A 23,779-nucleotide genomic window follows, 5' to 3' on the forward strand; every position below is an offset into this window, starting at 1 on the left:
AGCGAGCGGGATGGCCGCTGGACAGCAGTGGGGCTGGCGGGTACGATATCGACCGCTTGGCACCCACCGCCTGGCATGCGCGCCCGTAGCTCAGTTGGATAGAGTATCGGCCTCCGAAGCCGAGGGTCGCAGGTTCGAATCCTGCCGGGCGCACCACGAATTCTAGGGCTTACGGCGATGTCGTAGGCCCTTTTTTTCGTGAGCGCGCCGGATGTTGCAATGCACAAAAATCCTTGCTATTGTGCACTGCAGAAGAGCGGGGATCTCCCGTTCCACAGCATCAAGAACCCAGGAGGTTCCATCATGACTAACGCATTTGCTCCCAAGCAGTTTGACACCGCCCAGCTCGATTCCATGTTCTTCGCACCGGCGCGCGCCTTCGCTACTCTCTCTGTCGATTTCACCGAGAAGCTGGTCAATGCCCAGCTCGACGCCGCCAAGGCCTACACCGACACCAACCTTTCGCAGCTGCGCAGCCTGATGGAAGTCAAGGATGCCGAAGGCCTGAAAAGCTACATGGAAGGCCAGCAGAAGGTCGCCAACGAGCTGACCGAGCGCCTGAAGGGCGATGCCGAGAAGGTTGTGGCCCTGCAGCAGGAGTTCGCCGAGGAAAGCCAGAAGCTGACCGAGAGCAATGTCAAGCAGGCTCAGGAAAGCGCTAAAGAAGCTACCGAGACCGCCACCAAGGCCGTCAAGGAAGCAGCGCCTAAGGCCAAGTAAGCCTTTGGCCCGTGCCCCGGGCCGCAATTACGAAACACTCCAGGCCGCCGATCTCTGATCGGCGGCCTGTTTTCGATAGGGGTAAGCCCCGCTCAGGCGCTTGGTTATTCGCCGGCAGTCCCAAGGGCAACAATGCCAGTACCATGCTCTATGCCACAGCCGTGGCCATGTACTTCTCACCGGCTCGGCGGCCGGGCGCGCGACCATCCCCGGTTCGATGTACAGTGCCACCAAATGGGCGGTGAGCGGTATCGGCTACACTCTGCGCGAGGAATTGCGCGGCAACGGCATCCGCGTGACGCTGATCGAGCCCGGCATGGTCGATACGCCCTTCTTCGACGAGCGGCCACAAGATGCGCTCAAGGATCGCGACATCGCCAACGCCGTGCTCTACGCGCTCGGCCAGCCGGCCCATGTGGACGTCAACGAGATCCTGGTGAGGCCGACACCCATCACGGACTGAGCCATACCAAGGGGAGGGGTGAGATGCCTGACGATACCATGACGGCTCGCGGCAGTTGCCTGTGCGGCGCCGTAAGATTGGGCGTGGCCGCCGGCAAGCAGAACATCGGTGCCTGTCACTGCCAGATGTGCCGCACCTGGGGCGGTGGGCCACTGCTGGCACTGGAGTCGGTTACCCGCGTGGAGATCGGTGACGCCGACCTGACTCACGTCTTCGACTTCACCGCCCGCACCCTTGTCCTACATCTCGTGACGCCTACCTGACTCACGTCTTCGATCACCTGCCTCGCACCTTCTTACGTTCATCGCTCGGTGAATATCCCATCCTGCCCCGGTAGGCTCGCGAAAAGCTCGATACCCCCGAAAAGCCCAGGTCAAAGGCGATTTCACTCACCGGGCGATGCGTTTCGCGTAACCAGAAACGCGCCCAGAGTAGACGACGGTTCATGACATATTGCTGCGGAGTGACGGCGAAGTCGCGCAGGCAGAGCAGGTGGAGTTGGCTCTGGCTGAGATGGCAGGCATCGGCCAGCAGTTGATTGTCGGGGGGCGCCGTAAGGCGCTCGTCGATCAGGTTATCGAGAAGTGTCGCGGAGAGTCGCTTTTGGCCTCGGATATCCGTATGGCCCAACACCTGTAGCTCGCTCAGCTGGCTGACGAAGAGGATGGCCAGTTGATGATTGAGGAGGGCGGACTGCGCCGTGGACTTTTCCGCCTTCAACTGGTGTGTGGCCAGCTCCACCATGGGGATCAAGGTGGGCGGCAGGCTGAGGGTCCTGGGCGTCGCGAACAGCGACTCGCGCAGCTGCAGTGTGCAGCTCTGCTCCAATGCCATCAGGCAGGGATCATCGGTGTCGAGATCGATGATAAGGACCTCGCAGTCGTCGTCGCCTCCCCGGAAAAGATGGTGTTCGTCGGGCGGCAGGATCGCCGCCAGGCCCAGCACGAGTTGCTCTCCGCCGGGGGCGAACTCAAGATCCAGGACTCCGCGCCACCCCAGCAGCAGTTGGGCATGAGAGTGGCAATGCTCGATCGAACGGCGTTCAAACCGATTGCAGCGAGCCAGAGTCTTGGACATGGGCCCTCCTCGGGGAAGCAGGGTGCGGAGTCTCGAGCAACGGCTCAGGAGTCTGAGACAAGAGTCCGTGCGGTGCCCTACATAGACTGGTTTGCAGCATCGTTGAAACGAGGTTGACATGAAGCTCGAGTCTGAACAAGTCAGCCTGGCGCTACACTGAGAGGATTAGGCTGACGTACGTGTGCCAAGCCATCGGCGAGATTACCCTTTTCCCAGAGCGCGGCCATTCTTACCTAGCTCCTGGTAGTCGCCCTCGCCCCGCCGCACATCCTGTGGCTGGAGATATTGGCCGCATCCCGGGCCGGTGCGCATCAACCATGTAATGGCCCTTCGACAATAACGACGACATCCCCCTGGCGCAGCGCCGCCGTGTGTCGGGTAGTGAGGAGAGATCGACCATGAACGAAGCAAACCTTCATCTGCAGAGTGACGTGAAAGATCTGCGCTATCGCATCCGCGACAACTATGATGCCGACGAGGCAGATGTACTGCGCGGGCTCGTCGAGCGTATCAAGCTGTCGGAGAACGACCGCGAGAAGGTGGCCGCCATTGGCGCCAAATACGTGGACCGTGTGCGCAAGGAAAAGTCGCCCTCGATGATGGAGGCCTTCCTGGCCGAGTACGGGCTCTCGACCGCCGAGGGCGTCGGTCTCATGTGCCTGGCAGAAGCGCTGCTGCGCGTGCCCGATGCGGAAACCATCGACGATCTGATCCACGACAAGATCGAGCCATCCGACTGGGGCGCGCACCTGGGCAAGTCATCCTCGTCGATGGTCAACGCTTCTACCTGGGCGCTGATGCTGACCGGCAAGGTGCTGGATGACGACCCCAAGGGCCCGGCGCGGGCGCTGCGCGGCCTGGTGCGCCGCATGGGCGAGCCGGTGGTGCGTAGGGCGGTCGGCCAGTCGATGAAGATCCTGGGACGTCAGTTCGTGCTCGGTCAGACCATCGAAGAGGGCATGAAGAATGCCCGCGAGCTCGAGAAGCAGGGCTATACCTATTCCTACGACATGCTCGGCGAGGCGGCGCGTACCGATGAAGACGCAGTGCGCTATCACAAGGCCTACGCCAAGGCGATCACTGCGATTGCCAAGCAGGCCAAGGGTGACGTGCGCGGAAGCCCCGGTATCTCGGTGAAGCTCTCGGCACTGCATCCGCGTTACGAATACACTCATCGCGACACGGTGATGGCGGAACTCGTGCCGCGAGCCAAGGAGTTGGTGCAGCAGGCGGCCAAGGCCAACATCGGTTTCAACATCGATGCCGAGGAGCAGGACCGGCTGGATATCTCGCTCGATGTGATCGAGGAACTGATGTCAGACCCCAGCCTCGACGGATGGGATGGCTTCGGGGTCGTGGTCCAGGCCTACGGGCGCCGCGCCGCGCCGATGATCGAGACGCTCTACGAACTTGCCGAGCGGTTCGACCGCAAGATCATGGTGCGGCTGGTCAAAGGCGCCTACTGGGATACCGAGATCAAGCTGTCCCAGGAGATGGGGGTCAAGACCTTCCCGGTCTTCACTCGCAAGGTCAACACCGATGTCAGCTACATGGCCTGTGCGCAGCTGCTGCTCGACCGCCGCGACCGCATCTATCCACAGTTCGCGACCCACAACGCCCACACCTGTGCCGCCGTCGTCGCCATGGCGGGCAATGACAAGGACAGCTACGAGTTCCAGCGCTTGCACGGCATGGGCGAATCGCTGCATCAGATCGTCAAGGAGTCGGAGGGCTCGCACTGTCGTATCTATGCGCCGGTTGGTGCGCACCGTGACCTGCTTGCCTACCTGGTGCGACGCCTGCTGGAGAATGGCGCGAACTCCTCGTTCGTGAACCAAGTGGTGGACGACTCGATTCCCCCGAGCGAGGTCTCGAAGGACCCGGTGACCGGATTTGAGCAATTGGGCGACGCCATCGCCAGCCCGTTGATCCGCCAGCCCGGCGAGCTGTTCGAGCCCGAACGCAAGAATTCACGCGGCTACCGGATCAACGAACCCGCCTCGATCCTGCCCCTCTTGGAGGCACGCGAGAGATTCGCCGACACCACCTGGACCGCCGGGCCCATGCTGGCGGGAAGCCCGGCACCGAAAGGGCCGGCTCGCGATGCCTTGTCTCCCGCCGATGGCTCTCGTGTGGTCGGCAAGGTGCACGAGGCCACCCCGGACGAGGTGGCGGCCGCTCTCGACGCCGCCGAGGAGGGCTTCCGCGAGTGGTCGGCTCGACCGGCGGCCGAGCGCGCCGAGGTGCTGCGCCGCACCGCCGATCTCTACGAGAAACACATCGCCGAGCTGACGGTGATCTGCACCCGCGAGGCCGGCAAGATGATGTTCGATGGCATCGCCGAGGTGCGTGAGGCGGTGGATTTCCTGCGCTTCTACGCTAACGAGGGCGAGCGGCTGGAAGCAGAAGAGCCCGGCAGTGCCCGCGGCATCTTCGTCTGCATCAGCCCGTGGAACTTCCCTCTGGCCATCACCACCGGCCAGATCGCTGCGGCGCTGGTGGCGGGTAACGCGGTGCTCGCCAAGCCCGCCGAGCAGACGCCGATGATCGCCGCGCGTGCCGTCGAACTGATGCGCGAGGCCGGCCTGCCCGAGGCGGCGCTGCAGCTGTTGCCCGGCGACGGGCCGACGGTAGGCGGCCCCCTGACTAGTGACCCGCGGATCGCCGGCGTCTGCTTCACCGGTTCGACCCCGGTGGCGCAGATCATCCACAAGGCCCTGGCGCAGAACGCAGGCCCGGACGCGGTACTGATCGCCGAGACCGGCGGGCTGAACTCCATGATCGTGGACTCCACGGCGCTGACCGAGCAGGCGGTGCGTGACATCCTGATCTCGTCCTTCCAGTCGGCCGGTCAGCGGTGTTCGGCGCTCAGGATGCTGTATGTCCAGGAAGAGGCACGCGACCGGCTGCTCAACATGCTCGACGGCGCCATGGATGCCCTCACCATCGGCGATCCCTGGAATACCGACACCGACGTGTCGCCGGTGATCGACGCCGACGCCCAGGCCGAGATCAGCGACTATGTAGCGGCGCATGAGAAGGCCGGCAAGGTGCTGAAGAAACTGCCAGCACCGAAGAACGGCACTTTCGTCACCCCGGCCGTGGTCGAGGTCGGAGGCATCGAGGATCTGGAGCGCGAGATCTTTGGCCCGGTCCTGCACGTCGCCACCTTCAAGGCGCGGGACATCGACAAGGTAGTCGACGCCATCAATGACAAGGGCTACGGGCTGACCTTCGGCCTGCATACCCGGATCGACGACCGCGTACAGCAGATCGTCGAGCGTATCCACGTCGGTAACGTCTACGTCAACCGCAACCAGATTGGCGCCATCGTCGGCTCCCAGCCCTTCGGCGGCGAGGGCCTTTCAGGTACTGGGCCCAAGGCCGGCGGTCCGCTCTATGTCTCCCGTTTCCGTCGTACCGCAAGCGCGGAGAGCCATGAGGCGCCGAAAGGGAAATCCGTGACACAAAAGGACCTCCAGTCGACCCTGGACGGGCTGGATGCCCGCAACTGGGCGGCGCGTCGCGATCGGGTCGAGGTGCTGCGCAAGGCGCTCTCCGGCAAGGGCGGTGTGGTCCGCAAGGCGCTCGCCGAGACCGCGGCCCTGGACATGACGCCGCAGACGCTGCCGGGGCCGACGGGGGAAAGCAACCGCCTGGCGATGTATCCGAAGGGACCGGCACTCTGCCTGGGCCCGACCCTGGATATCGCCGTCGCCCAGGCGGTTCAGGCGCTCGGTGCGGGCTCTCCGGCGCTGATCGTCGCTCCGGGGGCGGTGCAGGCCGTAAAGCCACTGATCGATGCCGGGGCACCGGTGGCCGGGCTCGACGGTAGTATCGAGGCCGATACCCTCACTGCGATCAAGGGTATCGAAACCGTGGCCGCGGCCGGCGACAGCGACTGGACCCGAGAGCTGCGCATCGCGCTCGCCAAGCGCGACGGTGCCATCGTGGCGCTCGAGACCCAGACCATCTGGCCGGAGCGCTACGTGGTGGAGCGCCATCTGTGCATCGACACCACGGCGGCGGGTGGCAATGCCAGCCTGCTGGCGACGGCCGAATAGACCCGTTGACTGTTTAGGGCTCGAGTCTGTCGGGCGATAACGTGAAGCGCCCCCTACCGCGTAGGGGGCGCTTCATTCATTGAGGAGGATTTCATTGAGGAGGCCGGAATCGTTCGTTCGCCTCGACGAACTTCGCCTTGTGCCTGAGTTCAAGCAATAAGCGCGAGCCAAGGCACTCCGATTGCCAACCAGGTAACAAGGAACACCAGCCCGAAAATTGCACCGAGACGCCAATACAATGGGCCGGGTATATAGCCACTGCCGTAGTAGACGGGGCTCGGCCCGGTGGCATACGGCGTGAGAATGCCCATGATGCCCAGGGTCGGCAGCAGCATGAGCACGAACATTTGCATGTCGATACCGGGGATGCCGGACGCTGCGGCCAGCATCACCGGCAGCAGAGCCGTGGTATGGGCAGTGACGCTGGCGAATAAGTAATGCAACAGATAGAAGATCACGGTCAGCGCGATCATCGCCATCATGGGATCGAAGTGGTTAATGCGACCGCCGACCAGGAGGCCGAACCACTCCACAAATCCGACCTGATTGAGCCCACCGGCCAGGGCCACAAGCGTGGCAAACCAGAAGAAGGTATTCCATGCCGCCTTGTTGGCGAGGATATCGTCCCATTTGAGGATGCCCAGTATCAGCATGACGCAGATCGCCAGAATCCCTACCAGCGACGAGGACACCACCGCGCTGGCAAAGATCCACAGCGCCAATGCCGTGACCACCAGGCAGAGCAGGATAACTTCGTTACGGGTCAGACCACCGAGCTTCTCAAGTTCCCCGGCCGCCCAGTCGGATACCGCAGTCCCCGACTTAACTTCCGGCGGGCATAGCCAGTAGCACAACAGTGGCGTTACCAGCAGCAGCAGGATTCCCACCGGGGCCGTGGCCATGAACCACTCTCCCCAGCCGATGCGGATACCCGTGGCGGTTTCGGTCAGGGCAACAGCCAGCAAGTTGGGTGCCAGCGCCGTCAAGAACAGCGAGCTGGTCACGCAGGTCGAAGCGATCGCCGTCCACATCAGGAAACTGCCGACACGCTTGCTGCTCGCGTCGTTCGGGTGGGAGTCGTAGAGTTCAGGAAGGTTGCGCACGACGGGGTAGATGGTGCCACCGCTACGCGCGGTATTGGATGGCGTAAACGGCGCCAGCACCGCGTCGGCGAGCATCACCGCATACCCCAGTGTCAGGGTACGTCGCCCCATGGTCTTGACTAGCCACAGCGCGATCCGCCGCCCCAGCCCGGTCTTCTCGTAGCCGAGGGCAAACATGAAGGCGCCGAAGATTAGCCATACTACCGAGTTGGTGAAGCCCGATACCGCCCAGGCAAAAGCGCGCCCGGGCGAACTGAAACCGGGATCCGCCAGTTGCTCAGGGGAAAACAGTACCCAGGGTGCCAGCAACGCCGCCACGGCAACACCGATCAGACCAATCACCGCCCCCGGCAATGGCTCGAAAATCAGCCCGACGACGACGCCGAGAAAAATCGCGAAGAAATACCAAGCGTGAGGTGGCAATCCGGTGGGCACCGGCAATAGCGCCACGATGATGGCCACGATAAGCGGAGCAAGCAGCTTCATTCGAGATGTCATAGCAATGTTTCCAGTTTGAACCCTGGTAAATAGTGATGATAGGCAGGCATCAGGGATCGTCAGTTGACCTTGGTCAAGACTACGTGCTTTTTCTGACTAATGTTCAAGATGAAGCCTTATCCTGCTCAGGACAGCCTATTATTGTGGCGATCGGGGTTCAGTTGACCAGGTCCGGCCGGCGCCGATCATGGGGGGAGCCATGCAACAACAGGATATCGACATCGTCATCGTAGGCGGAGGCGGCGCTGGTTTGCGTGCCGCAATCGCTGCTGCCGAGAGTGCCAAGAAAGCGAATAGCCAGCAGCGCATCGTGCTGCTCTCGAAGGTCTATCCCATGCGATCGCACACCGTTTCTGCGGAAGGTGGCGCTGCGGCCGTGACCAGTGCAGAAGACAGCTTGCAAGCGCACTTCGACGATACGGTTGCCGGTGGTGACTGGCTGGCGGAACAGGGTGTCGTCGACTATTTCATTCGCCACGCACATCAGGAACTGGTGCAGATGGAGCGCTGGGGTTGCCCCTGGAGTCGCAAGCCGGATGGCTCGGTGCAGGTACGCCGATTCGGCGGCATGAAAACGGCGCGGACCTGGTTCGCTGCCGACAAGACCGGCTTCCACATGCTGCACACCCTGTTTCAGACATCGTTGAAGTACCCCGAAATCGAACGCCTGGACGAGTATTTCGTGCTAGATATCGCGGTCGTCGACGGCGCGGTGGTCGGGGTCATCGCGCTTCAGATCGCTACCGGCGAACTGACTCTGCTACGCGCCAAGTCGGTAATCCTGGCGACAGGCGGGGCTGGACGGCTGTTTCGCTTCAATACCAACGCCGGCATCGTCACCGGCGATGGCATGGCCATGGCTTTTCGTCATGGTGTTGCCCTGCGTGATATGGAGTTCGTTCAGTACCACCCGACCGGGCTGCCGGGTTCTGGCGTGCTGATTACCGAGGCCTGCCGTGGTGAGGGCGGCATCTTGGTGAACAAGGACGGCTACCGCTATCTGCAGGATTACGGACTCGGCCCGGAGACGCCGCTGGGCGAGCCGCAGAACAAGTACATGGAACTGGGGCCGCGCGACAAGTTATCCCAGGCCTTCTGGCAGGAACAGCAGGCAGGGCGGACCGGCAAGTTCGGCGATAGTGACGTGGTCTATCTGGACCTGCGCCATCTAGGCAAGGATTACCTGTATGAGCGCCTGCCCTTCATCTGCGAACTGGCCAATGTCTTCATCAATGTCGACCCGGTGAACGAGCTCATCCCGATTCGCCCGGCGGTGCATTACACCATGGGGGGGATAGAAACCGACGCCAATTGCGAGACTCGCATCAAGGGGTTGTATGCCGCGGGTGAGTGCGCCTCCGTGGGGCTTCACGGCGCCAACCGGCTGGGCTCGAATTCTCTCTCCGAGTTACTGGTCTTTGGGCGCCTGGCGGGGGAACAAGCTCAGCCAGCGCGCGGCAACGGTAGCCTTTGTCGATAGCCGTGCCCTGGAGGAACAGGCGCAAGCTCAGAAGACCCGAATAACGCAGCTTTATGACGCCGAAGGCGAAGAAAACTGGGTCGAGCTCAAGCGTGAGCTAGTGCTGACGATGGAGACCGGCTGCGGGATCTATCGAGAAGGTGAGGGGATGCAGGCCACCCTGCAGACGATTCACGATCTGCAGGCGCGCTATCGGAACATTCGACTGCAGGACAAAAGCCAGGCCTATAACACCGAGCTGATGCAGTGCCTCGAACTTGGCTACGGCCTGGATATTGCCGAGGCGACTTGCCTGGGGGCACTCGAGCGCAAGGAGTCGCGCGGCGCCCACAAGCGACTCGAGGAAGGTCTTCAGCAACGGGACGATGTCAATTACCTGAAACACAGCCAGGTATTCTTCAACGCTGACGGGCCAGCCGAGTTGCGCTGGCAGGACGTGGATACTCATCTGTCCGCCCCCGCTGAACGCGCTTATGGCGATGCCGGCAAAGGAGTCAAGCAATGAATACCAAACAGCTGAGTATCCAACGCTATCTGCCCGAGCAGGGCGACGCCCCTTACTGGCAGGATTTCGACATACCCTTCGACGACAGTACCTCCGTTCTGGATGCCTTGAACTACATCAAGGAGGAACTGGACGGCAGCTTGAGCTACCGCTGGTCATGCCGGATGGCGATCTGCGGCTCCTGCGGCGTGATGGTGAACAATACCCCCAAGCTGGGCTGCAAGAGCTTTCTTCGAGAGTACGAAGGGTCGCTGAAGATCGCGCCGCTCGCTCACTTCCCGGTGGAAAAGGACCTGATCATCGATATGGAGTTGTTTCTCGATCACCTCGCCGCGGTGCAGCCCTATCTCATCAATGACAGTGGGCGCGTCAATGAGAGTGAGGAAGGCGCAGAGACCTTCAAGCAGACTCCGGCACAGATGGAAAAGTACAAGCAATTTTCCGGCTGTATCAATTGCGGCCTGTGCTACTCGGCTTGCCCGCAGTTTGGCCTGAACCCTGAATTCCTTGGGCCTGCCGCCCTTACGCTTGCCCATCGCTACAACCTGGATAGCCGTGACCAGGGCAAGAAGCAGCGTATGCCGCAAATGAACCGTGAAGAAGGCGTCTGGAGCTGTACCTTCGTGGGATTCTGCTCTGAGGTCTGCCCCAAGGATGTCGACCCGGCAGCCGCGGTGAACCAGGGCAAGGTCGAGTCGGCGAAAGACATGCTGATCGGTATATTCAAAGGTTAGGGGGCGGCGTCATGGCAAAGCAAACGAGTTACTTTCCCGAACTGAAACGTGACTGGTGGTTGAAACACCCTTACTTCAAGAAGTACATGTTGCGTGAAGCCACCGTACTGCCGTTGGTGTTCTTCCTGGTCTGTCTACTCGCCGGGTTGGTTAGCCTGCTGCAGGGAGCAGAAAGCTGGCAAGGGTGGCTGAAATTCATGCAGAATCCCCTGGTCATCGCGCTGAATTTTCTGGCGTTTATTGCCAGCCTGTTTCACGCCTGGACGTTCTTCCAACTGTTCCCACGTGTCATGCCATTACGGGCGGCTGGTCGCACCCTACCGCCGAACCTGATGGTGCTGGGGCAATGGCTTGGCGTGGTAGCGGTGATGCTGCTGGCTGCCTGGATATTCATGAGGCGGCTGTGATGAGCAAACGTACATCTAACCACATCAAAAGAAGCGACGAGCCCATCTGGTGGGGCCTGTTCAGCGCCGGTGGGGTCTGCTTTGCGGTGTTCGTTCCGGCGGCGATCCTGTTCATCGCCCTGCTCATTCCGTCCGGTATCATCGCGCCTGAAGCGCTGAGCTTCGAACGTGCCCGATCCATGGCATTCAGCCTGCCCGGGCTGATCTTTATCGGTGTGGTAATCTGCCTGCCACTGTTCCATGCGGCCCACCGGATTCGCCATGGTCTGCATGATCTGAAGCTGGGGAAGCAATATCTGAACAAGATAGCCACATATGGTAGTGCCGCCCTGCTCAGCGCCCTGGCACTTGTCGGGTTCGTTATCGGGGTCCTGTAGCCAAACGCTTTCCAAGCCTACGGCCGATGACCCCCTATCGTGCTGGAGCTGCCGCGTGTCTTCCACTGCAGACCTCCGATACTGAAACGCCCCGACATTCGCCGGGGCGCGTCTTTCGCGAGAGATGAGCTGAATGAGCCCTCAGAGCGTCATGAAGGCAGCTTCCTGTCGGTCCTTGAATTGATAGACCTCGTAGGGCGCCTGCTGAGGACCGGGCATGCCGGGTGTGCCGATGGGCATCCCGGCCAGGCCGATGCCATCGATATCCGGCTGTTCCTCGAACAGCTTTTCCACTGCTGCTATCGGCACATGGCCCTCGATCACGTAATCACCCATTTCGATGGTGTGGCAGGAGCCGAGTCCGTAAGGCAGGCCAGAGGCTTCCTTGATCTGACCGAGATCCCTGTCGTCGATGACGGTGACCTCGATGCCCATTTCCTCGAGATGGTTGGCATAGCCATCGCAGCAGCCGCACTGTGGGTTCTTGTAGAGGGTGGCTTCGGTCGGCAGGGCGGCCTGGGCGGTGCCGGTGCCCAGCAGCAGCGCGGCGGAAAAGAACAGGGTGGGAGTGAAGCGGTTCATGAGCGGTCCTCCTTGTTGTGACGGGAAACGAACAGGTACTTGAAGAGGGCGGCGATGCCCAGACCTATAAGCAGCAGGAAGATAAGTGGCATCAGCCACCCCATCCAGCCCATCGAGCCCATGAGGGCGAAGCAATCGGTGGTCATCATGGTGTGACTCCTGACGAAGGTGCAGGAAAATCCGGTGGCGGGCAGATGGCCAGCGTCACCGTGGAATCGGGGGTCGTCAGGATCTAGGAGGCTGGTGCGGGGGTGGGGATAAGTGCTTGACCACGGCCGGGGTGGTTGTGCCGACCAGAGTGTCAGGGTGTGAGTTGGTGACGAGAGGCGATGCGGTCAAGGCCGCACAGGCGCTGCACTCGGGCTCGATATTGTCCACCATCTCGACTTGTGCTGTCGTGCAATCGGAAGCACAGGCCTCCATGGCCGCATGGCCGGTCAGGCTGGTCAGCGACAACAACACCGCGAGCAGCAACGCCAGCAGGCGTCCTTCTCGGGTGCGATGCAGCGGTCTGGCCTGAATGCCGGTCATGGAGAGTTCCTCATCGATATCCTGTTATTCTGCGCTGACCTGGCTGGCCCCTACATTGATCCAGCGCAAGGAGTCAGCGGGTGATTGCCCTGGAGTGACGCACGCTTCGCAGCGGGCGCTCTCTGTCAGGGGCCATCAGGGAGCATTGCGGCGATTGGGCATTCCCTGCTGTAACTGTTGGCGCTGCTCATCGGTCAGGAGGTCCTGCATCTGATTATGCATGCGCACCTTGTCCGCCATCATTTCGCCGTGGAGAGCGGCCATTTGACCGTGGAGTGCCTGGATCTCCTCTGGATCCGGGCGCTCTGCCTGCATCAGCAGCATCATGTCGTCACGCAGGTTCATCATCTCGCCCATGCGTTCGAAGTGGACCGAACGGTGCTCCTTGCGCATCTCGCGCAGGGAACTCAACTGCTCCTCGTTAAGCATTCCGGACATGCCGCCTATGCCGCCCATGCCGGACATCATCGGGCAGGGCATCATGCCGTGGCGCATACCACCTTGGCCGCCCATCATGCCGGGGCCCATACCACCTTGGCCGCCCATCATGCCGGAGCCCATACCACCTTGGCCGCCCATCATGCCGGAGCCCATGCTGCCCTGGCCGCCCATCATCATGCCGGGGCCCATGTCGCCTTGTTGCATTCCCTGGCCCTGTTGCATGCCTTGTGCGGTGGCGGTACCGCTGGCGACGACACCCATGCTGGCGGCCAGTGCGATGGCGAGAAGCTGCTTGTGTTTGATCATGGTCTTTCCTCTTATCTTGCCGATGGTAGAGAATTCGCCTTACCCAGCCTGGGCAGGCAATCATGGCTTCAGTTATGAGCTTACAACCCATGGGTGGCACCGAGGTCAAGGTGTGACAGAGGTTTACAGCATTTTTCGCTGAGTTCAGCCTGTTTTCAGGTTTGTGCGTTACAAGTGAACCTCCCTGACGCAACTCAACGAGGTAATATCATGCGCAAGACACTGTTGGCTTTGGCACTGGGCCTGATCACGACTACGGCGTTCGCTGCTGGTGAGCATAGCGGCTCTCACGACGCGGTGAGCGAATCTGACATTGATCGCACCATATCCGTCGAGGCGGGCGACATGTGGTTTGACTCCGAGAGTCTCGACATTAAGCCGGGTGAGACCATCAAGTTCGAGATCGTCAATACGGGCAACCTCCAGCATGAGTTCGTCATCGGTGATGCCGAGGCTCAGCAAGCGCATCGCAAGATGATGCAGGAGATGGGGGGCAGCCATGGCGGCCAAGGACACGGCATGATGGGCGGCGGCCAGGCATCTGGCATGATGAGTGGAGGCCATGGCGATGGTGGCCATGGGGGTCACGGTGGCCATGATATGGCCGAGGGCGCGCACGGAGGCAAGATGCCTGCGGTGACCATAGGCCCCGGTGAAACCGCCGAGCTCGTCTGGTCCGCTCCCGAGAACGTGGACAGTCTGGAATACGCCTGCAATATCCCGGGGCACTATGAGGCCGGCATGTACGGTGATTTCGACTTCAAGGGATAATTCGACATATGAAGCTGTTGTTGCTCGAGGATGACGATCTGCTTGCGGAGAGCCTGGCCGAGAGCCTCGAGGACAACGGTTACCGCGTCGATCCGGCCACCTCCTTGAGAGTGGCCAGATCCGTCATGAGGACCGAGGACTATGCCCTGGTCATTCTCGATCTCGGATTACCGGACGGGTCTGGGCTGGATTTGCTCTCGCAGTGGCGCAAGGCGGGCCTTGACCTTCCCGTGCTGATCCTTACCGCTCGAGACACCTGGGAAGATAAGGTCAATGGCCTGGAGGTGGGGGCCGATGATTATCTGACCAAACCCTTCCATGAGGCTGAGCTTCTTGCGCGGATCAAGGCATTATTGCGACGACGTGCGGGTCATGTATCGCAAGAACTGACGCTGAACGGCGTGTCCCTGAATGAGGCGAGCCAGAGTGTCAGCATCGATGGGGGGCCTTGGCATTCGTTGACGGGTACCGAATTTCGCCTGCTGCGCTTTCTCATGCACCATCCCGATCGTGTCCACTCCAAGGAGAAACTGATCGATCAGCTCTATGCCCTGGAACAGGATGCGGCAGCACCGAATCTGGTGGAAGTGTATATCGGTCGGCTACGCCGCCGTCTTGGCAAGTCGATAATCCAGACGCGACGTGGTCAAGGGTATGTCTTTGTTACGCATTGACTGGCGCAGCCTGCGATTCCGCTTGCTGGTCTGGCTGTCCGGCATTGCGATACTGGTGATGGGTACCACCTGGCTTCTACATGGCATCCTGCTGGAGAATCTGGCTCGCGACTTCCTAGGGGAGCGTCTCGAGCGGGAGGCGAGGCATGCGATCGAACAGCTACGACAGGATCGCCAGTCCACGCCCGTCGTGCTGGACTCGGCGAGTCGCGGTTTCCAGATCTTCCATCATCTCTATGTGCTAGGCATCGGTGGAGACACCACCGCGTCGGATGAGCGCTGGCTAGATGCCTTAACACCCCTGCTCGAAGAGTCAGACGATGCCCTCGTCGAGGTGAGGTTAGGTGAACGCCATCTACTCATTTACCGACTCCACTTCGCTCTCGATGGGGAACCCGGTGTATTGCTGGTGGGTGAAGATTTTTCCCAAATCGAAGCGGGCTTACAGCAGCTTCACTGGTGGGTCGCCGCTATCGCCCTTGGGCTGCTGGCGCTATTGGTCACCCTCAATCTGCTGGCTGTCAACCGTGGTCTGATACCGCTGTCTCGCCTTCGCGACCAGCTGGGGCAACTCCAGGCCGGTGAGCGGGATCGGCTGTCCCCAGACGTGCCTTCCGAGCTGGACAGCTTGGTCATTCAGCTCAACCATTTCATGGACGAGATCGACAGCCGCCTGCAACGCTCGCGCGACTCGGTGGCGAACCTCTCCCATGCGCTCAAGACGCCCCTGGCGGCGGTCACTCAGGTGTTGCGAGGCTCTCGCCCCATCGATGACGAGCGTCGCCGGAAGCTGGTGCAGCGGCTCGAAGATATCCACGCCCAATTGAATGCTGAACTGCGACGTTCACGTATCGCCGGCCCTAATGCAGGACGTATGACCTTCCTGCATCGGGATGCTTGCCGATTACTTGAGATGTTTCGGGGGCTCTATCCGGACAAGCGGTTTGATCTGGTGTTGTCGGCCGAAAAGGGAACGAGGATTCCGATCGAGTCGCAGGACTTTTCGGAGATGCTCGGTATCCTGCTCGACAACGCAGGGAAATGGGCGAATAACGATGTACATTGCCGTCTGGAGGTGAGCGGCGTGCTCAGGATGATCGTCGAGGATGACGGTCCCGGCGTCACAGGGGAGGACCTGCCACGCCTGGGCCAGCGGGGCTTGCGTCTCGATGAGCACCACCCCGGGTATGGACTGGGCTTGTCGATCTTGGCGCAACTCGTTTCTCGGTATTCAGGACAGGTACGCTTCGATATTAGCCCTCTGGGTGGCTTGAGAGTCGATCTGACGATCCCCCTTAAGGAGAGTTTTCTGTGATCGCCATTTTTTCAGCTTAGATTCAGCTTCTCCCGTCACTATCCTGCGCTCACACCTTGACGGGAACCACACATGGCAAGATCCAGCGTCATCAACCACCCACTATCACGTCGTCAGATCCTCAAAGGCGGAGCGGCATTGGGGTTGGGGTCGGCGGCAGCGCTTGGCCTGCGTCCTAGTTGGGCCAGCCCTTGGGGCCAGACCAATGTCTACGCCAAGGGCATCGAAGAAGGGCCCGAGGTAGCCCTGGCGATCCGCCGCGAGTCCCTCGACATCGACGGCAAGGCGGCCCAGCCGATCAGCATCAACGGCACCAGCCCGGGGCCGTTGATCCGCCTCAAGGAAGGCCAGGACGCGGTGCTCAAGGTGACCAACCTGCTCGATGAGCCCACCTCCATCCATTGGCATGGCTTGATCCTGCCGCCCGGGATGGACGGCGTGCCTGGGGTGAGCTTCGCCGGTATCGCGCCGGGTGAGACCTTTACCTATCGCTTCCCTGTACGCCAGAACGGTACCTATTGGTACCACAGCCATTCGGGCGTGCAGGAGCAGCTCGGCCATGCCGGGCCGCTGATCATCGACGCCGCCGGGCGTGAACCCTTCCGCTATGATCGCGAGCACGTGCTGCTGCTCACCGATTGGACCTACGAGGATCCCATGGCGGTCTTCCGCAATCTCAAGACCGCCGAGGGCTTCTACAACTTCCAGGAACGCACCATCGCCGATTTCTTCGCCGACGTGCGCGAGAAGGGCTTCGCGGCGACGACCGAGATGCGCGGTATGTGGGCCAAGATGCGCATGAGCTCCCGCGACATCGCCGACGTGACTGGCAGTACCTACACCTACCTGCTCAACGGCCACTCGCCCGAGGAGAACTGGACGGCGCTGTTCAAGGCCGGTGAGCGAGTTCGCCTGCGGGTGATCAATGGCTCGGCGATGAGTTACTTCGATGTGCGCATCCCGGGGCTCAAGATGACCGTGGTGGCCGCCGACGGCCAGCCGGTGCAGCCGGTCCCTGTCGATGAGTTCCGCATCGCGGTGGCTGAGACTTATGACGTTCTGGTCACCCCCGAGGACGACACAGCCTATACCCTCTTCGCCGAGTCCATGGACCGCAGCGGCTATGCGCGCGCTACCCTGGCACCTCGCGAAGGCATGGCAGCTGAGATTCCTGAGCGTCGCCAGATCGCCGACCGCGGCATGGAGGCCATGCTCGCCCATAGCATGGCCGGTATGAAAGGCATGGAACACTCGGGTATGGGCGGCTCGGACATGCAGGGCATGGATCATTCCGGTATGCAGGGCATGGACCATAGCAACATGCAGGGCATGGACCATTCCGACATGAACGGCTCGGACATGCAGGGAATGGACCACGCCAACATGCAGGGCATGTCAGGTGAACAGAACAGAATGAATGCCAATGGCATGCTGGCGGCGGGAGCGGCGCAGCCGGGTTCTCGCTACGACCAGGCCGGTATCGGCATCGATCCCGACACGCGCCGGGTGCTGGTCTACCGCGATCTCAAGGCCTTCACCCCCTGGCCGGATCGTCGTGAACCAGGCCGCGAGCTGGAGCTGCACCTCACCGGCAACATGGAACGCTACATCTGGTCCTTCGATGGCAAGAAATTCAGCGAGGTGACGGGGCCCATCCACTTCGAGAAGGACGAGCGGCTGCGCCTGATCCTGATCAACGACACCATGATGGAACACCCCATCCACCTCCACGGCATGTGGATGGAACTGGAAAACGGCCAGGGCGAGCTGATCCCTCGCAAGCATACCCTGGACGTCAAACCCGGTGAGCGCGTCTCGGCGCTGATCACCGCCGATGCCGAGGGCAGTTGGGCCTTCCACTGCCATCTGCTCTACCACATGGATGCCGGCATGTTCCGGGTAGTCAAGGTTTCGTAAGGAGACAGCATGAATACCAAAATCCCCGTAACAGCCGCCGGTGCCGTGCTGGCCATGCTGACGCTCTCCGTCGCCCAGGCTGAAGATGGCTACGATGCGCCGGCCGACTGGCCCTCGCCCATGGTCGAGCACAAGATGGCCATGGCGCTGTTCGATCGGTTGGAGTACGCCGTGCCCGACAAAGGACACGAGGAACTGGTGTGGGACTTCCAGGCCTGGTACGGCGGCGACGTCAATCGCGTCTACCTCAAGTCCGAGGGTGAGAACGTCCAGGGCGATGGCGAGGATGCCGAATTAGAATCGCTGGAGCTGCTCTACAGCCGCCTCATCGCCGACTTCTGGGAGCTGCAGGGTGGCGTCGGCTACCAGGGCGGCTTGTTCTCCGATGATCATGCCGAGCGTACCTATGGCGTGGTCGGCCTCCAGGGCGTCATACCCTACGGCATCGAGACCGACGTGGCGTTGCGGGTCAGCGATGAGGGCGACGTTTCGGCCAGTTTCGAGGGCGAGTACGACCTGCGCCTGACGCAGCGCCTTTATCTGCAGCCGCGTACAGAGATCGCCGTGGCCGCCAGCGAGGTCGAAGAGTTTGGCGTCGGCGAGGGGCTCAACTCCATCCGCGTCGGCATGCGACTGCGCTACGAGGTGACTCGCCGATTCGCACCCTACGTTGGGGCCTACTGGGAGAAGCAGTATGGCGATACTGCCGACATAGCCCGCCATCATGGAGACCCTACCGAGGATACCGGCGTCGTCGCCGGTGTCAGGCTGATGTTCTGACGCCATTCTTCTCTTGTTACCGACGCCACCGCTAGGTGACGTCTCTTCTCCTGTCGTTTTCCTCACTCATTGATCCAGGTCAATAGCAGAACTGGCTGGATTCAGCGTGCGTTCAGGGAGGTCGCCCATAGTGGGGATCATAGGGTTCCAAGCCTTGCGCCAGGCGACCAACCGCCGACGATAGTCACCACAAGGAGAGTTCCATGATTCCCTACCCGCAGATCGATCCTGTGGCCATCACCATCGGACCACTGCAGATTCACTGGTATGGCTTGATGTATGTCGTCGGCTTCGTCGCGGCCTGGTGGCTTGGCCGGCGACGTGCCTATCGTCTGGGACTGAGCCATGACGATATCGGAGACTTGATCTTCTACGCGGCCCTGGGGGTGGTGCTCGGGGGGCGCCTAGGCTATGTCCTCTTCTATGGGATGGAGCAGTTTCTGTCCAATCCGTTGTGGCTGTTTCGAATCTGGGATGGCGGCATGAGTTTCCATGGCGGCTTGATCGGTGTGCTGGTCGCGGCTTTGCTATTTGCCCGCAAGCATGGGCTCCCCTTCTTCCAGTTGGCTGACTTCATCGCTCCTCTGGTGCCAATCGGCCTGGGGGCGGGCAGGATCGGCAACTTCATTAACCATGAATTGCCGGGACGTGTCAGCGAGGTTCCCTGGGCAATGGTTTTCCCTCCCATGATGGGGCTTGGGTCGGAGCCGCGCCATCCGTCGGCCCTGTATGAGTTTGCCCTGGAAGGCGTGGTGTTGTTCGTGGTGCTGTGGTGGATCTCGCGCAAGCCGCGACGTCGTGGTCTGATTTCAGGGCTCTTCCTGTTGCTCTATGGCGTCTTCCGTTTTGCCGTGGAGTTCGTCCGCCTGCCCGATACCCATATCGGCTTCATCGCCTTCGGCTGGGTCACCATGGGCATGTTGCTGACGCTACCTATGATAGTAGGCGGCCTGGTGCTTATTGGTTGGTCGCGACGTCAGCCTTTGGAAAAAATTGAACTCGGTGGGGGTCGCCAAGAGCCGTCCCGGTGCTTGACCTGAATCAATCCAGATGGAGTGATTCCAGATCAAGGATGCTATGACCCCGGATATCAGCATTGAGTGATATCTGCAATGATTGAAGGAGTATTGGTAATGAGCAATCAAGAACATCGTTTGGGTGTATCCGAAATCAACCTGGTTAAACGCCACTTGAAGCTAGATACCAGCGATTTGGAAGCGGTTCACGCGGCTGTGACGGATATCGATGAGCTCTATGGGCTCGACAGCGTGTCATTCGATGACAAGAAACGAAAGCTGCATCTGGCCTATGATGCCACGCGGCTCTGTCTTGACTGTGTTGATGAAATCCTCCAGAAATATGCTATTGAAATCAGTCACGACTGGTGGACGCGATTAAAGGAAGAACAATACCGGTTCGTCGATCAGAACGTGAAGGATAACGCCAAGCACGAGCCTTGGAGCTGCCATTGAATGGTAGTCATAATTACGCACGGGCTAGCCTTAGGGTGAACGTTGCATGAAGCTACGCTTATTCCGCTCGGCCCCGGAGCTTCATGTCGCGTTTTTTGCCTTTCTGCTGAATCTGCCTTGGGAGTTTCTACAGGTTCCGTTGTATGAGGGCATGCCTGCGATGCCACATTGGGAAGCCGTGCAGGCTTGTACCCAGGCGGCCCTTGGCGATGTGGTAATCGCGTTGATGGCGTATTGGTCGGTGGCTGTATGGGGTCGACGTCGTGACTGGCTTCGGGTCTATGGGGCCAAGGAGTGCTTGGGCTTCGTGCTGGTGGGTGTCGGTATCACGGTGGCGATGGAGTGGCACGCGACGCTAGTCAGTCAACGCTGGGAGTATGCACCGCTGATGCCCCGCGTGCCGTGGTTGGGCACGGGCCTCTCGCCGTTACTCCAATGGTTGATTTTGCCGCCGCTGATGCTGTGGATATCGCGCCGTCATCTGCTAGGAGCTGATGCCGTATCCAAAAAGAGGGTTTGACTATTGGGTAGCACATAGGTTCTACACTCTCGGCTATTCTATCAAGGCACGCTCTACTCTTCGTTATCAGGTGAATGTCAGAATGTCAAGAGGGCTTTCAGTAGGATCCTGTTTCATGACCCCAAGGAGAGAGATGATGGAGTCAATGGATAGAACCCCACAGTACGAGCAGAATAGCCTTTCTCTGATTGGTGCGATTGCCTTAGGAACCGGGGTCATGATTGGCGCTGGTATTTTTGCCTTGACGGGACAGATGGCTGAGATGACGGGAGAGCTTTTCCCATTAGCATTCTTGTCAGCGGCACTAATCGTCTCCTTCAGTGCTTATTCCTATGTGAAAATGTCCAATGCCTACCCGTCAGCTGGTGGTATTGGCATGTACCTCCAAAAAGCCTATGGACCGACACTGACCACCGCTTTTCATGCGCTTTTAAGTGATTATGCATAATTAATCGTGCGCTCAGTTCCGTAGCCTTTGAGCAGTCGATGGACCTCATCGCAGAGCCGGTCAAACGATAGATAGGCTCCCAGGGGCAACCAGTAGTATTTGACCTGCCGCCAAAGGATCTCGATCAAGTTCAGCTCTGGCGAGTAAGCGGATAGGTAGACCAGATGCACGCGATGCGACATCCACTCCAGAATCTTGCGCTTGAACGTCTTGGAGCGATGCATACTGGCATTATCCAGCACCACTACGGCGAAGGCATCGGGGTCTTTCTGAGCCACAAACTGATCAAACGCCTCGATGACTGTCTCCGTGGTGACCGACTCAGTGGTCGTGTGGTAGACCAGCTTCCCTTTTCGGCTCACGAACCCCAGCACGTTTAGCCTATGGCTATGTGAGTACGCCGTCACCTCCCATGGCTTGCCGATAGCGCTCCACGCATAGGGTACCGATGAGGACTGCGAGAAACCTGACTCATCGAAGTAGTACAGCTCGTGTTCGCCTTGATCTTCTCGCTCCTGGAGCACTTTCAGAAGGCCCTGGGTATTGCGAAAATCCGTCTCATCACGTCGGCCCTTCAGTGAGTGCCGAATGCGCTTGAAGCTATTTTGATTTTTTTTTCAATGCCCGGCGCAAGGTGTCCGTGCTGAAGGTTTTCCCTGTTTTCTCCTGCAGCCGAGCCTGCAAGGTGCGTAGCTGATGAGGATGCTCCTCCACCAACGCCTGCAACTGCTCTCGATCGCTGTCATCAAGAATCGGGTTGCGGCCACTACGGGGCTTATCGACGAGCTCTTCGAGACCGGAGGCTTCCCACTTCTGGAACCAGATCGTCACGGTGTTTCTTCCAACCTCCAAAATGTCGCTGATCTGGGCGATGGTATAGCCTTGATCGCTCAAGAGGATCGCATGAGCGCGACGGCGCGAGGCGCGTTTCTGACCGTACTGATGGACATGGGCCAACGCCTGTCGGTCGGCTTCTGTCAGGGGAGGGATAAAGCGCCTTGCCATGCTGCCGTCCTTAGCTGATTTCCTAACGGCATTATACCTGAAAATATCTGCCTAGGCACTTAATGTATTTTTCCATGGTGATAGCGCAAAGCTTCTTAGCGAGAACTTTTGGGTCCTACACGCTAGAGCTTTTCGATGTGGGGGATAGGTCACTGCTTGTCCCCTTATTGTGTGTTGCGTTGCTGATATCTGCGTTTTTACTTAACCTCTCTGCCAACAAGCTGATCCAGGGTGTTGCGTCAGTACTCGGGTTCATAAAAATTGGTGGGATCATCTTGTTTGGGGTCGTCGGTGTCATAATTGCCGACTCGGTCGGCATGGAAACCTCGGCGTCGGCGCCCGAGGGGTCTCTTGCAGGCTTCCTGGGAGCAACCGCATTGGGAATCCTGGCCTTCAAGGGGTTCACAACGATCACCAACAGTGGTTCAGAGATAAAAGAGCCCCATCGCAACGTCGGCAGGGCGATCATGATATCTATCGGTCTTTGCGTCGTGATCTATGCGTTGGTGGGGTTTGCCGTCTCGAGCAATCTGTCTCTGACGGAAATCATCGAAACTAAAGATTATTCACTTGCGGCTGCTGCGCGGCCGGCTCTTGGAGAGGCCGCCGTCTGGTTCACCGTCATCCTCGCCATGCTGGCCACCGCGGGGGGCATCATTGCCAGTATATTTGCGGTCTCACGCATGTTGGCGATGTTGACAGAGATGAAGCTGGTGCCACATCGCCACTTTCATATGCCAGGCAGTATCCAGAAGCATACCTTGGTCTATACGGTTGTGCTTGGCTTGATCTTGACGGCATTCTTTGACCTTAGTCGTATCGCTGCGCTTGGCATCATTTTCTATTTGATTATGGATATAGGTATCCATTGGGGAGTGCTGCGTCATCTGCGTAAGGAAGTTGATGCAAGTGCATCTGTGCTAGTGGTTGCAATATTTTTGGATATGATCGTATTGGCAGGCTTTCTTTGGGTAAAGGCTACGACAGATTCTTTGGTATTAATTGTTGCTATCTTTGTGATGGCGGCTATCTTGTTTGCCGAGCGACTCTTTCTTTCTCGTAACGGCGCTTCTAGTTCAAACGAGAATACTCATTCTCATTAATTATTAAAGATAATGATTGTTGAGATACGGACCTTTGGTGACCTGATTGACTGGACACGGCAGCTTCATGAGCATTTGGCGCACTGCCTTTCTCACTGTGCCAATTATAATGAAGAAGAGTGTGCTGGGATGCTCTTTTATTATCTAGCTGATTATCAGATTGAGATGGAATATGTTGTCTGTAAACCTGAAAATCGAGCCGACCCCAAAGCACTGAATACCTATGTGTATGATTATCTTTATCACAAACCGAACCGGTCGCACCGTACCTTTGATGCACCTTATGCCGCGTTGGATTTCAATGAGATTTGCCGGGAAATTTTCGATTTCCATGATCAGGTGACGGACCTTTATCGTAACCTGATTGGCAAGGCGGAGATCCCTGAAGCAAGGGAGTTACTTGAATCCCTTCTTGAGATAGAATAACACGAAGCAATGATCTCCGACCTGACCAGAATAGAAAGAGGGTGAGAGGGTGGGAGTGCA

At 59.5% G+C, this 23,779-nt stretch carries 24 protein-coding genes, 1 tRNA gene and 3 pseudogenes; 21 read left to right on the top strand and 7 right to left on the bottom strand.

Going from position 1 to position 23,779, the window contains the following annotated elements:
- Positions 1–79 precede the first annotated feature (79 nt).
- The 4 genes and pseudogenes from U5L98_RS02530 (at position 80) to U5L98_RS02545 (ending at position 1,446) form a co-directional block, all read left to right on the top strand.
- Positions 80–156: transfer RNA gene (locus U5L98_RS02530), tRNA-Arg, on the top strand.
- 147 nt (positions 157–303) lie between these two features.
- The gene (locus U5L98_RS02535; RefSeq protein ID WP_322556776.1) at positions 304–720 is read left to right on the top strand and encodes a phasin family protein; all 417 of its coding nucleotides are present in this window, start codon (positions 304–306) and stop codon (positions 718–720) included.
- Positions 721–865: 145 nt separating this feature from the next.
- Positions 866–1,183 (top strand): annotated as a pseudogene (locus U5L98_RS02540) (SDR family oxidoreductase); the annotation flags it as partial.
- A gap of 23 nt (positions 1,184–1,206) precedes the next feature.
- Positions 1,207–1,446 carry a hypothetical protein gene (locus U5L98_RS02545; RefSeq protein WP_322556777.1) on the top strand — a complete coding sequence of 80 codons (240 nt, stop codon included), beginning with the start codon at positions 1,207–1,209 and terminating at the stop codon, positions 1,444–1,446.
- Positions 1,447–1,459: 13 nt separating this feature from the next.
- On the opposite strand, the gene U5L98_RS02550 is transcribed toward U5L98_RS02545, so the two are convergent.
- Complete coding sequence (locus U5L98_RS02550; protein ID WP_322556778.1) at positions 1,460–2,260, bottom strand: AraC family transcriptional regulator; 801 nt, start codon at positions 2,258–2,260, stop codon at positions 1,460–1,462.
- A 398-nt stretch (positions 2,261–2,658) separates the two neighbouring features.
- Here U5L98_RS02550 and putA point away from each other — a divergent pair, with 398 nt between their 5' ends.
- A complete protein-coding gene (gene putA / locus U5L98_RS02555; RefSeq protein ID WP_322556779.1) occupies positions 2,659–6,324 on the top strand; it encodes a bifunctional proline dehydrogenase/L-glutamate gamma-semialdehyde dehydrogenase PutA in 3,666 nt (1,221 codons plus the stop codon).
- Between the two features lie 149 nt (positions 6,325–6,473).
- On the opposite strand, the gene U5L98_RS02560 is transcribed toward putA, so the two are convergent.
- Positions 6,474–7,913, bottom strand: a complete 1,440-nt coding sequence (locus U5L98_RS02560; RefSeq protein ID WP_322556780.1) for an anion permease — start codon at positions 7,911–7,913, stop codon at positions 6,474–6,476.
- Positions 7,914–8,124: 211 nt separating this feature from the next.
- Here U5L98_RS02560 and U5L98_RS02565 point away from each other — a divergent pair, with 211 nt between their 5' ends.
- From U5L98_RS02565 to frdD, 5 genes are read left to right on the top strand one after another with little or no spacing between them, the layout of a single operon-like run.
- The gene (locus U5L98_RS02565; protein ID WP_322556781.1) at positions 8,125–9,405 is read left to right on the top strand and encodes an FAD-binding protein; all 1,281 of its coding nucleotides are present in this window, start codon (positions 8,125–8,127) and stop codon (positions 9,403–9,405) included.
- Complete coding sequence (locus U5L98_RS02570; protein WP_322556782.1) at positions 9,344–9,910, top strand: hypothetical protein; 567 nt, start codon at positions 9,344–9,346, stop codon at positions 9,908–9,910. The genes U5L98_RS02565 and U5L98_RS02570 overlap by 62 nt, the downstream gene beginning before the upstream one ends.
- Positions 9,907–10,644 carry a succinate dehydrogenase/fumarate reductase iron-sulfur subunit gene (locus U5L98_RS02575; protein WP_322556783.1) on the top strand — a complete coding sequence of 246 codons (738 nt, stop codon included), beginning with the start codon at positions 9,907–9,909 and terminating at the stop codon, positions 10,642–10,644. Before U5L98_RS02570 ends, U5L98_RS02575 begins: the two co-directional genes overlap by 4 nt.
- Positions 10,645–10,655: 11 nt before the next feature.
- Positions 10,656–11,051 (top strand): fumarate reductase subunit C, encoded by a 396-nt coding sequence (locus U5L98_RS02580; protein ID WP_322556784.1) that lies wholly within the window; start codon positions 10,656–10,658, stop codon positions 11,049–11,051.
- Complete coding sequence (gene frdD / locus U5L98_RS02585; RefSeq protein WP_322557062.1) at positions 11,051–11,428, top strand: fumarate reductase subunit FrdD; 378 nt, start codon at positions 11,051–11,053, stop codon at positions 11,426–11,428. The genes U5L98_RS02580 and frdD overlap by 1 nt, the downstream gene beginning before the upstream one ends.
- A 141-nt stretch (positions 11,429–11,569) precedes the next feature.
- On the opposite strand, the gene U5L98_RS02590 is transcribed toward frdD, so the two are convergent.
- The 4 genes from U5L98_RS02590 to U5L98_RS02605 form a co-directional block, all read right to left on the bottom strand.
- Positions 11,570–12,010, bottom strand: coding sequence for a DUF411 domain-containing protein (locus tag U5L98_RS02590; protein WP_322556785.1), 441 nt, complete (start codon positions 12,008–12,010; stop codon positions 11,570–11,572).
- Positions 12,007–12,159 carry a hypothetical protein gene (locus tag U5L98_RS02595; protein ID WP_322556786.1) on the bottom strand — a complete coding sequence of 51 codons (153 nt, stop codon included), beginning with the start codon at positions 12,157–12,159 and terminating at the stop codon, positions 12,007–12,009. Before U5L98_RS02595 ends, U5L98_RS02590 begins: the two co-directional genes overlap by 4 nt.
- Before the next feature lie 76 nt (positions 12,160–12,235).
- Positions 12,236–12,541 (bottom strand): hypothetical protein, encoded by a 306-nt coding sequence (locus tag U5L98_RS02600; protein ID WP_322556787.1) that lies wholly within the window; start codon positions 12,539–12,541, stop codon positions 12,236–12,238.
- A 135-nt stretch (positions 12,542–12,676) separates the two neighbouring features.
- Complete coding sequence (locus U5L98_RS02605; RefSeq protein WP_322556788.1) at positions 12,677–13,288, bottom strand: Spy/CpxP family protein refolding chaperone; 612 nt, start codon at positions 13,286–13,288, stop codon at positions 12,677–12,679.
- 210 nt (positions 13,289–13,498) lie between these two features.
- Between U5L98_RS02605 and U5L98_RS02610 the strand changes: the two genes are divergently transcribed.
- The 9 genes and pseudogenes from U5L98_RS02610 to U5L98_RS02650 all read left to right on the top strand — a co-directional run.
- Positions 13,499–14,059, top strand: a complete 561-nt coding sequence (locus U5L98_RS02610; RefSeq protein ID WP_322556789.1) for a plastocyanin/azurin family copper-binding protein — start codon at positions 13,499–13,501, stop codon at positions 14,057–14,059.
- An 8-nt stretch (positions 14,060–14,067) separates the two neighbouring features.
- Positions 14,068–14,733 (top strand): response regulator transcription factor, encoded by a 666-nt coding sequence (locus U5L98_RS02615; RefSeq protein WP_322556790.1) that lies wholly within the window; start codon positions 14,068–14,070, stop codon positions 14,731–14,733.
- On the top strand, positions 14,714–16,048 hold the full coding sequence (locus U5L98_RS02620; protein WP_322556791.1) for a sensor histidine kinase: 1,335 nt from the start codon (positions 14,714–14,716) through the stop codon (positions 16,046–16,048). The genes U5L98_RS02615 and U5L98_RS02620 overlap by 20 nt, the downstream gene beginning before the upstream one ends.
- Before the next feature lie 72 nt (positions 16,049–16,120).
- Positions 16,121–17,965 (top strand): copper resistance system multicopper oxidase, encoded by a 1,845-nt coding sequence (locus U5L98_RS02625; protein WP_322556792.1) that lies wholly within the window; start codon positions 16,121–16,123, stop codon positions 17,963–17,965.
- A gap of 9 nt (positions 17,966–17,974) precedes the next feature.
- Positions 17,975–18,745, top strand: a complete 771-nt coding sequence (locus tag U5L98_RS02630; protein WP_322556793.1) for a copper resistance protein B — start codon at positions 17,975–17,977, stop codon at positions 18,743–18,745.
- Positions 18,746–18,948: 203 nt separating this feature from the next.
- Positions 18,949–19,785, top strand: a complete 837-nt coding sequence (gene lgt / locus U5L98_RS02635) for a prolipoprotein diacylglyceryl transferase (RefSeq protein ID WP_322556794.1) — start codon at positions 18,949–18,951, stop codon at positions 19,783–19,785.
- A gap of 93 nt (positions 19,786–19,878) precedes the next feature.
- Positions 19,879–20,217 carry a cation transporter gene (locus U5L98_RS02640; protein ID WP_322556795.1) on the top strand — a complete coding sequence of 113 codons (339 nt, stop codon included), beginning with the start codon at positions 19,879–19,881 and terminating at the stop codon, positions 20,215–20,217.
- 46 nt (positions 20,218–20,263) lie between these two features.
- The gene (locus U5L98_RS02645; protein WP_322556796.1) at positions 20,264–20,737 is read left to right on the top strand and encodes a hypothetical protein; all 474 of its coding nucleotides are present in this window, start codon (positions 20,264–20,266) and stop codon (positions 20,735–20,737) included.
- Positions 20,738–20,882: 145 nt separating this feature from the next.
- Positions 20,883–21,170, top strand: a pseudogene (locus U5L98_RS02650) (amino acid permease); the annotation flags it as partial.
- 5 nt (positions 21,171–21,175) lie between these two features.
- Here the strand turns inward: U5L98_RS02650 and U5L98_RS02655 are convergent.
- A protein-coding gene (locus U5L98_RS02655; RefSeq protein ID WP_322556797.1) for an IS630 family transposase occupies positions 21,176–22,190 on the bottom strand; the annotation gives its coding sequence in 2 pieces (ribosomal slippage) (positions 21,176–21,802 and positions 21,804–22,190; 1,014 coding nt in all).
- Positions 22,191–22,249: 59 nt separating this feature from the next.
- Between U5L98_RS02655 and U5L98_RS02660 the strand changes: the two are divergent.
- Both U5L98_RS02660 and U5L98_RS02665 read left to right on the top strand, forming a co-directional pair.
- Positions 22,250–23,293 (top strand): annotated as a pseudogene (locus U5L98_RS02660) (APC family permease); the annotation flags it as partial.
- A 12-nt stretch (positions 23,294–23,305) separates the two neighbouring features.
- Positions 23,306–23,719 (top strand): ATPase, encoded by a 414-nt coding sequence (locus U5L98_RS02665; RefSeq protein ID WP_322556798.1) that lies wholly within the window; start codon positions 23,306–23,308, stop codon positions 23,717–23,719.
- Positions 23,720–23,779 lie beyond the last annotated feature (60 nt).

This window comes from Halomonas sp. (genome assembly GCF_034520545.1).
GTDB lineage: Bacteria > Pseudomonadota > Gammaproteobacteria > Pseudomonadales > Halomonadaceae > Halomonas.